Consider the following 13,188-nt stretch of genomic DNA (forward strand, 5'->3'; position numbering starts at 1 on the left):
CGGGTGCGGATCCGCCACCGCGGGGACCGAAATTCAGTCCATGGACACCATCCGGCCGGTGCGGGGTCAGGTATGCAGGACCCATGACGGATCAGAACGAACGCCCGGTCGCCGCCCTGTTGCTCGCCGCGGGCGGGGGACGCCGGCTCGGCGGCCGGCCCAAGGCACTGCTCGAACACCGGGGCCGCCCGCTGATCGAACACGCGGTCGCGGTACTGCGCGCGGGCGGATGCGCCCGCGTGCACGTGGTCCTGGGGGCGCGCGCCGACGTCGTACGGGAGCGGGCGGAACTGTCCGGTTGTGTGCTGGTGGAGAACCCGGAGTGGGAGCAGGGCATGGGCTCCTCGTTGCGTGCCGGGCTGAACTCGTTCGCCGGGACGGGAGCGCGGGCCGCGCTGGTGTCGCTCGTCGACCAGCCCGGGATCGGACCGGAAGCGGTCGCCCGCGTCCTGGCCGCCTACACGGACGAGTCCTCGCTGGTCTCGGCCGCCTACGACGGCGTACGCGGCCATCCCGTGCTCTTCGGCGCCGCGCACTGGGCGGACATCGCGGCGACTGCGACCGGCGACCGAGGGGCACGCGCGTACCTGAACGAGCACGCGTCCGGGATCCGTCTCGTGGAGTGCGGTGACGTGGCGCGGCCGTACGACATCGACACGGCGGCCGACCTGAAGCACCTTGAGTGAACGGGGTGGCACCCAGCGCCACCTTGCCTCGACTCAGAGAATCTCGACGTCAACAAACCATTGAAGTTCCACGATGAGAAAACTAATATCCACTGACCAGAAGCACCCGACCGCACAGCGGGTGCGATACGCCCCATTCGCGCCTCCTGGCACCCGGTGCCACCGGTGCCACCGCTGAAGGAAGTGACAGCTCATGTCCGCACCAGCGCCGTCTCCGCTGGCCATCGTCGACGCCGAGCCCCTGCCCCGGCAGGAGGAGGTCCTCACCGACGCGGCGCTCGCCTTCGTGGCCGAGCTGCACCGCCGGTTCACGCCCCGGCGTGACGAACTCCTCGCCCGCCGCGCGGAACGCCGCGCCGAGATCGCCCGCACCTCCGCCCTCGACTTCCTCCCGGAGACCGCACAGATCCGCGAGGACCCCACCTGGCGCGTGGCGCCCGCCCCGGCCGCGCTGAACGACCGCCGGGTCGAGATCACCGGCCCCACCGACCGCAAGATGACCATCAACGCCCTCAACTCGGGCGCGAAGGTCTGGCTCGCGGACTTCGAGGACGCCTCCGCCCCCACCTGGGAGAACGTCCTCCTCGGCCAGCTCAACCTGATCGACGCCTACACCCGGAACATCGACTTCACCGACCCCGGGTCCGGCAAGTCGTACGCGCTCAAGGCCGACGAGGAGCTGGCGACCGTCGTCATGCGCCCGCGCGGCTGGCACCTGAACGAGCGTCACCTCGTCGACGCGAACGGCACCCAGGTCCCGGGCGCCCTCGTCGACTTCGGCCTGTACTTCTTCCACAACGCCCAGCGTCTGCTGGACCTCGGCAAGGGCCCGTACTTCTACCTGCCGAAGACGGAGTCGCACCTGGAGGCCCGCCTCTGGAACGAGGTGTTCGTCTTCGCGCAGGACTACGTCGGCATCCCGCAGGGCACCATCCGCGCCACCGTCCTGATCGAGACGATCACGGCGGCGTACGAGATGGAGGAGATCCTCTACGAACTCCGCGACCACGCCTCCGGGTTGAACGCGGGCCGCTGGGACTACCTCTTCTCCATCGTGAAGAACTTCCGCGACGGCGGCCCGAAGTTCGTGCTCCCGGACCGCAACGCGGTGACGATGACGGCCCCGTTCATGCGCGCGTACACGGAGTTGCTGGTCCGCACCTGCCACAAGCGCGGCGCGCACGCGATCGGCGGCATGGCGGCGTTCATCCCGTCCCGCAAGGACCCCGAGGTCAACAAGGTCGCCTTCGAGAAGGTCCGGGCCGACAAGGACCGTGAGGCGAACGACGGCTTCGACGGCTCCTGGGTCGCCCACCCCGACCTGGTGCCGATCGCCATGGAGTCCTTCGACAGGGTGCTCGGCGACAAGCCCAACCAGAAGGACCGGCTGCGCGAGGACGTCGAGGTCAAGGCGGAGGACCTGATCGCCGTCGACTCCCTCGACGCCAAGCCGACCTACGCCGGTCTGGTGAACGCCGTGCAGGTCGGCATCCGCTACATCGAGGCCTGGCTGCGCGGCCTCGGCGCGGTGGCGATCTTCAACCTGATGGAGGACGCGGCCACCGCCGAGATCTCCCGCTCGCAGATCTGGCAGTGGATCAACGCGGGCGTGGTCCTCGACAACGGCGAGCAGGTCACCGCCGAGCTGGCCCGCAAGGTCGCCGCCGAGGAGCTGGCGGCCATCCGCGCCGAGATCGGCGAGGAGGCCTTCGCGGCCGGCAACTGGCAGCAGGCCCACGACCTGCTGCTGAAGGTCTCCCTCGACGAGGACTACGCCGACTTCCTGACGCTGCCGGCGTACGAGCAACTCAAGGGCTGAGGCGCTTGAGAACGGCTCACTCGTCCGAGTGGCCCAGGGACTTCCCCGGGGCCACTCGGTCGCGTACGAGCCGCTTGACCGCCGTCGGCTCCGGGAAGCCCTGTTCCCGCCGGTCCCACACCACCTCGTCGTTCACGCGCACAACGAAGACACCGCCCGTGCCGGGTTTGAGGGACAGCTCGGTCAGTTCGGCCTCGAACGTCGTCAGCAGCTCCTGCGCCAGCCAGGCCGCTCGCGGCAGCCACCGGCACTGTGTGCAGTACTCGATCTGGACGCGCTGGTCCTCCCCCACGGGCTGGTCCTCCCCCACAGGCTGGTTCTCCCCTACCGGCTGGATCCCGGACGTCATCCCGGATGCACCGACCAATCCTGTTCCGCGGCCGGTTTGCCGTGCAGGTCGGGGACCTGCTTGAGCCAATTCGGCCTGCCTCGCTGTGTCCTCGCCGCGCGCAGGGCCTCCTCGGCGGCGATCTCCTCCCGGGTGGGGAAATCAGTCGGCAGCCAAACGTCGGACGCCCGCACGCGCGCGTGCAGGTAGCCGACGTACGCCTCCCTGACCTCCGCGGGCGTGGCGAAGTCCAGCTCGCCGAGCAGCCAGGCGTCCGGTACCTCCGACACGATCTCGCGCAGCAGCTCCTCGGTCACCTTGGGCGCCAGCTCGGCGTTCGCGGCCCGTACGTCGGGCGCGTAGTGGCCGAGGGCGTGGTGGCGGAAGTCGTACGCCTTCTCGGGCGCCGACAGGTCCCAGCGGTGGTGGAAGACCAGGGCCGCGCCGTGGTCGATCAGCCAGAGCCGGGGCGGCGCGATGCCGAGCGTCGGCCAGATCATCAGGTTCGAGCTGTGCACCGTACGGTCGACGTTCACGGTCAGCGCGTCGAGCCAGACGATCCGGCCGGCCTCCAGCGGATCGACCCGGAAGGTCTTCGCGACCTCCGGTGTGAAGTCCCGTGCGCCCGGCAGATAGTCCATGCCCAGATTGACGCCGACGCTGGACGTGTGCAGGTCACGTACCTCCTGGTGCTCCTCGTGCCCGGCGATCGCCGGGTCGAAGTGCACCAGGACCAGCTCCGGGAAGCGCAGCCCCAGCGCCCGCGCCAGTTCCCCGACGATCACCTCGGCGACCAGCGCCTTGCGGCCCTGCGCGGAGCCGGTGAACTTGACGACGTACGTGCCGAGGTCGTCGGCCTCGACGACACCGGGGACGGAGCCGCCGGAGCGCAGGGGCTCGATGTAGCGGGTCGCGGTGACGTCCCTCATACGGTGCACTCCTTGCCGCCGGGCCTCCGGCATGAAGTGAAAATGGTAACCGCCCGTCCTGCCGGTCACAGAAGAGGTGACGAGCCGTCCTGGACCGTCAGCAGTGCCAGGTGGGCGAGGTCTCCGGGCGGCGGGGTCGTCACCGACCACAGGGGCGCGGGGGATCCGTCGGCGACCGCGGCCGGGGCGTCGGTCAGGTTCATCCGCTCACGCAGGCGGCCGTAGAAGTCCATGGGCCCCAGCCGTACGGCCCGGAGCCGTTGCGGGGCGGCGTACACGCCGATCCAGTCCCCCGAGTCCAGCACGCCCCGCAGCTGGCCGTCGATACTCACCGCGGCCGGCCCCGACCGTTCGAGGATCCGCAGTCCGACGGGTTCGTCGGGGGCCGTGACGACCGAGCGGTCGAACGCCATGTGCGGGGCCACCGGCGTGAAGACCAGGGCATCGACCCGCGGTGAGACGACGGGTCCGCCCGCGGCGAAGCTGTAGGCGGTCGAGCCGGTCGGGGTGGCCACCAGCAGGGCGTCGGCGGAGTAGGAGGCCAGGAGTCTGCCGGAGACGTAGACGCCGACCGACACCTGCCGGTCCCTGGCCAGCTTCTCGAGGACGACATCGTTGAGCGCCGTGACGTCCAGCGGGGTGCCCCACTCGTCGTCGACCGCGCAGTCCGGGCGCACCTGGGGAGGCGGCAGCAGCGGCCCGCGGCCGTACCGCACCCATGCCTCCATGCCCGCCGGCACCTCCAGGCGGCGCGAGGCCCGCAGGGCGAGCAGCATGCGGCTGTCGATCCCGAGCCGGTCGTCACGCACCGCGTCCAGTGCCGTACCCACGTCGGAAGCCGGCACCTCGGTCAGAAATCCCACCCGCCCCACGTTCACCCCGAGGAGCAGGGCATCGTTCACGGCGGCCAGCCGGGCACCGCGCAGGAAGGTGCCGTCGCCGCCCAGGGTGACGATGAGTTCGGGGTCGCCCGCGGCCTCGACTTCCTCGCGGGCGCTGCGCCGCCCGCCGTCCTGCCATACGTCGATGTCCGTGCACCGCACGGCGTGCTCCGTGGACCACGAACGGACCACGCGGGCCGCCTCCAGAGCCTCCGGGCGTCCACCGTGCACGACCAGGCCGAGTCGGCTCACTCTCATCTCTGCCTCCAGGACAGCTCGCTCGCCCCACCCACAGGATCGCCCCATCGGTGCGGCTCCGCGTCTTCGTCGGGCGGGACGACGCCGAACCGGCGCCCCCTCGATGAGGCGGAGGCGCCGGTTCGGTCGTTGTGCTGCCGGTCGGGTCAGGCGGCCAGGCGTTCGGCGAGCTGCTTGGCCTTGTAGGTCGCCTCCTCGAAGGCGCGGTCGCGGGAGGCTTCGAAGAGCGGGATCAACTGGGTCATCGCCGGGTTGTGCGGGGCCATGGTGAGCTCCGGGACGATGAAGTCCAGGTCCAGGGCGAGGCTGTCGCTGAGGATGGCCCGCAGGTAGTTCTGCACGTACTCGAAGGGCTCCTTCGGAGTGCCCGGCGCGTAGGAGCCGCCACGGCTGGCGACGACGGTGACCGGGGTGCCCTTCGCGGAGGGGTTCTCGCCCACGGTGCGGCCGAAGAGGATCACGTTGTCCAGCCACGCCTTGAGCGTGGACGGGATCGTGTAGTTGTACATCGGCGCGCCGATCAGCAGGGCGTCCGCCTGCTCCACCTCCTCGATCAGCTTGACGCGCGCCGCGAAGGCAGCGGCCTGCTCGGCGGTGTGGGTGTCCGGATCGGCGAAGCCGGCGGTGTGGGCGTGGGCGGTGATGTGCGGGACGGGGTTCGCGGCGAGGTCACGGTAGATCACCGTGCCGTCGGGGTGCTGCTCCTGCCAGGTCTTGCGGAAGGCGTCCGTCACGGCGCGGGACGAGGACGCCTCACCCGGGAAGACCGACGAGTCGATGTGCAGCAGGGTGGCCATGTGTTTCTCCAGTAGAGCGGTGCCCAAGGGATTCCCCAGGGGCTGAGTTCTCGTACGCAGCTATTGATAACACGGGAGCTTACTTTTTTTCACCCCCAAACGGCAGGGTAGTACCCTGAGGACATGACGGACGTGCAGAGCCACGACGCAGGGGCGTGCAAGCGGGTGGACGAAGGCATCACCCGGGTTTTCCAGTTGCTGGGCAAGCGCTGGACCGGCCCGATCGTGTCCGTACTGGTGACGCAGCCCGCACACTTCGCGGATCTCCGCAGGGCGATTCCCGGCATCAGTGAGCGCATGCTCTCCGACCGGCTGAGCGAACTCGGCACGGCAGGGCTCGTCGTACGGCAGGTCGACGAGGGGCCGCCCCTGCGGGTCTCCTACCGGCTGACCGAGGCGGGGGCCGCACTGGAACCCGCGCTTCAGGAGCTCGGCGAGTGGGCCAAGAAGCACCTCCCGGCGACCCGGCCCGCCGCGGCGTCGACGCATAAGTGACCAGCCCGCACTGCGGCCGCCATCCCGCGTAACCCGAATCCCGCAGCGGCACCCGAGCCGACCCGAGCTCAGGCATGCCCCGGAAGCATCGATCCCATAGATGAGACAACCATCACGCCTCGAAAATAATTGACGCTCACAAACTATTTGCTACTTTTAATTCAGCGCGATGGCGTGGAGCCGCGAACGGTGATCAGCACCGGTGCGCAACGACTCCGCGCAGGTTCAGGAGACACCGCGCTCATGGACGGACCCGCCCACACGGCCGATCCGTCGTTCCGCGCCCAAAGGCGGGCGCAGCAAGGAGACACGAACATGAGCAAGCTGATTCGACGCGTCGCCACCTCCACCGTTTCGGTGGCGCTGGCCGGTATCGCCCTGGTCGGTACCGCGGGCTCGGCGTCCGCGGAGCCGCTTTCCACCTCACGGGATCGGCAGGACACCGGCGTCGGCGTCACGGAGCGGCGCACCGCGGACCATCACGTGGCGGTCCGGTACGGCGAGCGTCACGACAGGGACGGAAGGCGTCACGACCGCAACGGGCAGCGGCGCTGGCACCAGCAGAAGGACGACCGCGGCTACTGGTACTACAGCCCCGACCGCCGTCACCACTACCGCTATGACGGCCACCGCCTCGTGCGCTGGGTGGACGGCAGGTGGGTCGTCATCATGGTGACGGACCGTCTGCACGACGTCGACGACTGGTACTTCGACCAGCTCCGGTACGCCGACCAGCACGACGGCCACAAGGGCTGAACGACGTCCCGGCCGCCCGGCCGAGGACCGCTCAGTCCGTGCTCTGCTCGACCCAGACGATCTTTCCGTCCTCCGTGTAGCGGGTCCCCCACCGGTCGGAGGACCGCGCGACGAGGAGGAGTCCACGACCGCCCTCGTCGGTGGTGCGGGCGTGCCGCAGCCGCGGAGCCGTGCTGCTGCCGTCGGACACCTCGCACGTCAGGACGTGGCTGCGGATGAGCCGGAGCGTCACGGGCGGCTCGCCGTACCGGATCGCGTTGGTGACCAGCTCGCTGACGATCAGTTCGGTGACGAACGCCGCTTCACTCATGTCCCAGGCGGCGAGCTGCCGGGTGGCGAGGGAACGGGCCGTGGAGACCATGGCCGGATCGCTGGGGAGGTCCCACGAAGCGACGTGGGACCGGTCCAGCGCATGGGTGCGGGCGACCAGAACGGCGGCATCGTCGCGGGGCACGGGCGGGACGAGTGCGTCCGTCAGTGTTCTGCACGTCGCCTGCACGGAGTCCGGAGCATGCGTGAGCAGGGCGGTCAGGCGATCCCGGCCCGCATCGTCCGGCTCCTGTTCCCGCTCCTCCCCTGGTGCCGGTCGTTCCGGCTGGAGAAGCCCGGGGGTGTACAGGACGAGTGTCGAGTGCTCGGGGACGTCGAAGTCCTCCCTGCCGAACGGCCCGCCCGGGCAGCACAGCGCGTCGGCGACCGGAGCCAGCACCCTGCGCACGGTGCCGTCCGGATGCACCACCACGGGCCAGGGATGACCGGCGGTGGAGACCGAGCAGCGCCGGGACACGGGATCGTAGATCAGATAGAGGCAGGTGGCGCCGCACAGCTGCCCGTGGGCGGACCTCTCGGTGTCCCGTGCCGGCGACGGACGGTCCCCGCTTCCGGCGAAGCCGTTCGCCCTGCCTGGCCCGCGCACTATGTCGTCGAGCCGGGCGAGCAGTTCATCCGGCTCCAGGTCCAGGTCGGACAGCGTGTGCACGGCGGCGCGGAGCCGTCCCGCGGCGGCGGCGGACTGTATGCCGCGACCCCGCACACGGCCGGCAACGAGTGCCAGCCGGGCCCCGGAGAGCGGGAGGGCGTCGACCCAGTCGCCGCCGGAACCCGCGGATACGTGTGCGTGCGCCACCTCCAGCGCCTGCTGTGGCGGAAGTCCGCCCGGGCGCAGGATGTGCTGCAGGGCGGCCAGGGAGTTGTGCTCGCGCAGGTGCCGGCGGGCGTTGTCCAGGCTCTCGGCCGTGCGCCGGGCGAGTTGTGCGACGAGGGTCAGGTCGTCGGGCCCGAAGGGCCTGCGTTCGCCCCAGCGGCAGAACGTCGCGAGCCCGAGGGCGCGGTCCTGTGCGACCAACGGCGCAACGATCAGCGAGTGCACCTCTTGCCGGGCATCTGCGTTCTTTCCTTTCCCGGCATCTGCGTCTTTCCCGGCGTCTGCGTCTTCACCGGCTCCCGCGGGCGTTCTCATACACCGCAGAATCTCTTGTCCCAGGGAGCACAGCGGGTCGACCAGCCGCGGCTCGAGATCGGCGAGGGCCTCGCCGGACGCCGCCGCAGAGAGCGGGCCGTCGTGGCCCGCCGCCGTCCCGGAGGGCTCGTCGTCCCGGGAGTGGCACGCCGCCCGGCGCAGCACGGTGCCGGGTCGTACGGGCCCGGCCTCCAGCTCCTCGCCCGCGAGCACCCCTGCCAGCACCTCGACCGCGACGCTGTCGGCCGGTACCGGCACCGAGACCTCCGCCAGGCCCCGGGCTGTGTCCAGCGCGTCGAGCGTGGCGCCGATCCGGGTGCTGGCCTGGGCCAGCACGGTCAGCCGCTCGTGGGCAAGGTGGCGCTCGGTGACATCGACCGTGGCGTCCGCGACGCCGAGGATCCGGCCCTGAGCGTCCTGAAGGCGGAAAAGGGAAGCGGAGTAGACGTGGTCGTGGTGTGGATCGCCCGGGGGTCGTACCCGCTTCTCGACGCCGATCGCCGGCCGCCCGGTGGCGAGCACCTCTTTCATTGCCCGCTCCACCGTCTGCACGGCGAGGCCGGGCCACACCTCCGTCGGGCGCCTGCCGACAGCCTCCGCGACCGAGGTGCCCTGCATGCCCTCGGCCGCGGGGTTGAACCGAAGCAGGCGCAGCTGGGGGTCGAGGAGGAACAGGCCCATGGGAGAGAGGGTGAAGAGCGTCTCCAGAAGCGCCCTCTCGGCTTCCGCCGTCCCGTCCTCCTCGGCGGGTGCGAGCAGCACCTCCCAACCCGTGCCCGCGTCACCCGCGCGCTGGGGCCGGACGGCCAGCCGGCACCTCACCAGGCCACCGTCGCGGTGCCGCAGCGCGACGGCGAAGTCCTCACCGGAGACGGGCGAACGCCCATCGGCAGCCGGCCCGGCCAGCAGGCCCAGTGCGGAACGCCCCTGTACGGCATCCTCCGGATAGCCGAGCAGTCTCTCGGCCGCCGGGCTCCATCGCACCAACCGGCCCTGCCGATCGACCAGGACGTGAATCCGCTCCCGGGTCACGGGGCCGTGAACCGGGCGACCGCTGCCGGTGCTGTGCGTCGCAGACATAACGATCAGCTCTCACTCGCCACGGAGGCTTGCCCGCGTCCAGTCTGCTGCAGGGCCCGCAGGCGCGACACCGGAGCGGCTTGGGCAGCCCAGGGCCCCGGGATTCACACAGACCTTCACGGACAGTGAGCACGAGCTCGGCGTTCCGCCCGACCGGCTACCTGGCCGGGGGGATGTCGAAGTTGCGGTTGAAGACGTCGTCCGGGTCCCATTCCGCCTTGAGCCGGCTCAGCCGGGTCAGGGCCGGTTCGGGGAAGGCGTCGAGCAGCCGGGCCGGGTCGGTGTCCGTCTCGAAGCTCAGGTACATGCCGTTCAGGTGTGGATACAGCCGGGCCCAGTGGGCGTTCATCCGGGCGACATGGCTCGGAGCCGACGCGGCGAGGACGGAGAAGTTCTGGGTCCGGTGCGACCAGGCCATGGCGTCGGCCGGGATGTCGTGCACCGCGCCGCCCATGGAGCGGAACTGCGTGATCAGGATGTCGCCCGATCTCATCATCGTCTCGATGACCTCGGCGGCCTGCCGCGTCAGGTGGTCGAGCAGCCCGCTGCGCGTGTCCTCGATGCCCTGGCCGCGATGCTCGTTGCCGGGCGGCGCGACGATCGCGTGGTACGGGACGAGCTGTGCCCGTTGGCCGAGGACGGGGCCGGCGCCCAGGAAGGGGGTGAGGGCGTGCTGTGCGGCCTCGACGTCGTCGCCTGCGTACACGAGCGTGATCTGCCCGGTCACCGGTCCGCCCCGGCGGGCGGGGAACAGCGACAGGAAGCTGGTCACCGCACGCGGGGCGGCTTCGACGAGCTGACCCCACTCGACGAGGAAGTCCGCCGTGTCGGTCGCGTCCACGGTGATGGTCGCGTGGACGACGTCGCTCACCTCGTACGCCTCGAACTCGAAGGCCGTCACGATGCCGAAGTTGCCGCCCGCGCCACGGATCGCCCAGAACAGGCCGGGGTGGTGATCGGCGTCGACGCGCAGCCTGCGGCCGTCGGCGACGACGATCTCGGCGGCCGTGATGTGGTCGATGGTGAGCCCGTACTTGCGTGCCAGGTAGCCGAGTCCGCCCGCTGTGGCCAGTCCGCCGACGCCGACGTCGCCGTAGTCCCCCGAACTCATGGCGAGACCGTGCGGCGCGAGCGCACGGGCGACGTGTCCCCAGCGCGCTCCGGGCTCGACCCGGATACGCCGGGCGGCGCGGTCGATCACCTCGACGGCGTGCATCTTCGACAGGTCGATGACGATGCCGCCCTCGTTGGTCGACCGGCCGCTGATGCCGTGGCCTCCGCTGCGCACCGATATGTCGACGCGTCGGCCGCGTGCGTAGGCGAGGGCCGCCACCACGTCGTCGGCGTCCTCGCACTGGATGACCAGCGCGGGCGAGCCGGTGCGGATGTAGGTGTGGCGTACGGCGTCGTAGGCCGGGTCGCCCGGCTCCACGACCTTCTTCGCGAGTCGCTCGGGGATGGCGTCGTAGTCGATCGTGTCCTGCCGTTTGCTGAGCGCGATCGCCGACCGTTGCGGCGGGCTGCTCGTGCCGGCCGTTGCCCGCTCGCGGGCGACCGCCTCACGGAGACCCGGGGCCACCTCTTCACCGAAGGTGCGGATCACGCGCGGGTCGTCCTGGCCGATGAAGAACGCCGAGAAACCGTGGTCCAGCACAAGAGGGAGCAGCTGCTCCACCCACTGGTGCGGTGGCCCCTGGAGGAAGCCGCGCCGGGAGGAGGAGAAGCCCACCGTGAGGATGTTGAGCAGGCGCCGGATGTCGCCGGGGTCCCGCCCCGCCGCGAGGGCGGCATCGTCGATGACCTTGTTCGCTTCCGCCATCCCGGGAGACCGGAGGTACTCGAGCGTCGGCAGCCAACCGTCCGCCTTGCGTCCCGTGAGGCGCAGCATCCGCGGCTGGTACGCACCCAGCCATACGCCGATGTCGTGCGCGGGACGCGGGCCACGCTTCATCGCGGGAACCGAGTAGTGCTCGCCCTCGTGGCGAAGTGGCCCGGGTGCGCGGTCGTCCCAGACGCCACGGATGATGTCGATCGCCTCGTCGAGGGCCTCGATGCGCTGCCCCTGCGTCATGCGCCGGCCGCCCATGCGGTGGGCGGCGTCGGGGAAGGCGCCCGCGCCGAGCCCCAGTTCGAACCGGCCTCCGGACAGGAGGTCGAGACTCGCCGTGACCCGGCCGAGCATCGCCGGTGGCCGCAACGGCAGGTTCGTGACGTTCGCCGAGACACGGATGCGGCTGGTTCTGGCCGCGACCCAGGTCAACAGGGTGTACGTGTCGAGAAACCCGGAGTTGTAGGGGTGGTCCTGGAAGGTCGCCACGTCGAGGCCGGCCGCCTCCGTGAGCTCCGCCAGGGCCACGGCCCGCGCCGGGTCGTGTGCGGTCGGGGTGATGAAGGTGCCGAACAGCAGCTCATGGCCATGGTCGGGCATGGGGTACTCCCTCGGATGCTTCGCGACTGCCGTCGCACGGCGCGCGTGCGGGTGTTGGCTCAGACCATGTGGCTGACACGGTCGTGGATGCCGAGGAGGGACTTGCCGTAGACCTCCAGGCCGACGGCGGGGACAAGGCCTGCGTGGCGGGCCGCGGTGTTGGCGTCGCGCCAGATCCGCTGCAGCGGGCTGTCGTCGGCGAACGCGGCCGAGCCGTGCGCGTTCAGCAGCGTGTTGATCGCCTCGACCACTTGCTGGGCCGCGTAGCCGGTCCGGGCCCGGATGTGCGCGCGCGTGGCGTAGGCCAGCGGTCCCACCACGCCGCGGTCGACCTCGTCGACCGCCTGGTAGGTGAGCAGCCGGGCAGTCTCCAACTGCAGCGCGGCCTGCGCGATCTGGGTCTGGACGCCGATCGAGTCGGCCTGCCGTCCGTGCACCGTGAACGCCAGCGGCTTCGTTCCCGCGGCCTCCACCACGGTGTCCAGCGCCGCCTTGCCCAGCCCGAGCAGCGGCCCGGCCAGACACAGCAGCAGCATCGGCCCGAACGCCGCACCGTACAGCGCCTCGTCCCGGTCCGAGCGCGGGTACGCCCCCTCCGCCGCGGCCGGCACCGACAGCACCCGGTGCTCGGGAACGAACACGTCCCGGCCGACCAGGGTGTTGCCGGCGGTCCCCCGCATGCCCGCCATGTGCCAGGTGTCCTCGACGGCGAGTTCGGAGGCCGGGATCAGCATCAGCGCCTGGTCCCGCACCGAGCCGTCCGCTTCCTTCAGCAGCGCACCGACCGCCGCCCATGTCGCGTACGGGGCACCGGAGTTGTACGACCAGCGGCCCGTCACCCGCCAGCCGCCCGGCACCCGCTCCCCGGAACCCGTCGGCGCCGCCACCCCCGTGACCCGCGCATCCGGATCCGCGCCGAACACGTCCTCCTGCGCCTGGTCCGGGAACAGACACGCCAGCCAGTTCGTCACCGAGATGATCATCCCGACCCAGGCCGCCGAGCCGTCCGCCTCCCCCAGCGCCTCCGACACCTCCGTGAGCGTCCGCAGGTCCGTCTCATAGCCACCGAACCGCCGAGGCGTCAGCAACCGGAACACCCCGGCCTCCGTCAGCGCGTCGACGACCTCCTGCGGCACGACCCGCTCGGCATCCCCGCGCGCCGCGCACTCCCGCAGCAACGGCCGCAATCCGGCGGCCCGTTTCACGAGTTCTTCCCTGGCCCTCTCGATGGACGGCACACTCGTCTCACCCACACGATCGGTGATGCTCACG

The 13,188-nt window shown here is 70.8% G+C and carries 11 protein-coding genes; 4 read left to right on the forward strand and 7 right to left on the reverse strand.

The genetic code is table 11. The annotated features are described in order from the left end of the window. Positions 1–83 precede the first annotated feature (83 nt). Positions 84–686 carry a nucleotidyltransferase family protein gene (locus HJD23_RS07175; RefSeq protein ID WP_171116843.1) on the forward strand — a complete coding sequence of 201 codons (603 nt, stop codon included), beginning with the start codon at positions 84–86 and terminating at the stop codon, positions 684–686. A gap of 193 nt (positions 687–879) precedes the next feature. Then, positions 880–2,505 (forward strand): malate synthase A, encoded by a 1,626-nt coding sequence (gene aceB / locus HJD23_RS07180; RefSeq protein ID WP_171116846.1) that lies wholly within the window; start codon positions 880–882, stop codon positions 2,503–2,505. A 16-nt stretch (positions 2,506–2,521) separates the two neighbouring features. Here the strand turns inward: aceB and HJD23_RS07185 are convergent, their stop codons facing one another. The 4 genes from HJD23_RS07185 to HJD23_RS07200 form a co-directional block, all read right to left on the reverse strand. Then, positions 2,522–2,797, reverse strand: coding sequence for a SelT/SelW/SelH family protein (locus HJD23_RS07185; protein WP_171116848.1), 276 nt, complete (start codon positions 2,795–2,797; stop codon positions 2,522–2,524). Between the two features lie 53 nt (positions 2,798–2,850). Beyond that, positions 2,851–3,762, reverse strand: a complete 912-nt coding sequence (locus HJD23_RS07190) for a HipA family kinase (RefSeq protein WP_171116850.1) — start codon at positions 3,760–3,762, stop codon at positions 2,851–2,853. Positions 3,763–3,827: 65 nt separating this feature from the next. Further along, the gene (locus HJD23_RS07195; protein WP_171116852.1) at positions 3,828–4,901 is read right to left on the reverse strand and encodes an NAD(+)/NADH kinase; all 1,074 of its coding nucleotides are present in this window, start codon (positions 4,899–4,901) and stop codon (positions 3,828–3,830) included. Positions 4,902–5,047: 146 nt separating this feature from the next. Next, positions 5,048–5,698: an NAD(P)H-dependent oxidoreductase gene (locus HJD23_RS07200; protein WP_171116854.1), complete on the reverse strand. Its 651-nt coding sequence runs from the start codon at positions 5,696–5,698 to the stop codon at positions 5,048–5,050. 123 nt (positions 5,699–5,821) lie between these two features. On the opposite strand from HJD23_RS07200, the gene HJD23_RS07205 reads away from it, so the two are divergent. Next, positions 5,822–6,193 (forward strand): helix-turn-helix domain-containing protein, encoded by a 372-nt coding sequence (locus tag HJD23_RS07205; protein ID WP_171116856.1) that lies wholly within the window; start codon positions 5,822–5,824, stop codon positions 6,191–6,193. A 315-nt stretch (positions 6,194–6,508) separates the two neighbouring features. After that, positions 6,509–6,949: a hypothetical protein gene (locus HJD23_RS07210; RefSeq protein ID WP_171116858.1), complete on the forward strand. Its 441-nt coding sequence runs from the start codon at positions 6,509–6,511 to the stop codon at positions 6,947–6,949. Between the two features lie 31 nt (positions 6,950–6,980). Here the strand turns inward: HJD23_RS07210 and HJD23_RS07215 are convergent, their stop codons facing one another. From HJD23_RS07215 to HJD23_RS07225, 3 genes are all read right to left on the reverse strand, one after another. After that, positions 6,981–9,488: a SpoIIE family protein phosphatase gene (locus HJD23_RS07215; protein ID WP_171116860.1), complete on the reverse strand. Its 2,508-nt coding sequence runs from the start codon at positions 9,486–9,488 to the stop codon at positions 6,981–6,983. A 157-nt stretch (positions 9,489–9,645) separates the two neighbouring features. Continuing rightward, positions 9,646–11,916, reverse strand: a complete 2,271-nt coding sequence (locus HJD23_RS07220; protein ID WP_171116862.1) for an LLM class flavin-dependent oxidoreductase — start codon at positions 11,914–11,916, stop codon at positions 9,646–9,648. Between the two features lie 59 nt (positions 11,917–11,975). After that, positions 11,976–13,187 carry an acyl-CoA dehydrogenase family protein gene (locus HJD23_RS07225; RefSeq protein WP_240980655.1) on the reverse strand — a complete coding sequence of 404 codons (1,212 nt, stop codon included), beginning with the start codon at positions 13,185–13,187 and terminating at the stop codon, positions 11,976–11,978. Position 13,188 lies beyond the last annotated feature (1 nt).

Source organism: Streptomyces sp. Z423-1, assembly GCF_013009255.1.
Taxonomy (GTDB): Bacteria; Actinomycetota; Actinomycetes; order Streptomycetales; family Streptomycetaceae; genus Streptomyces; species Streptomyces gossypiisoli.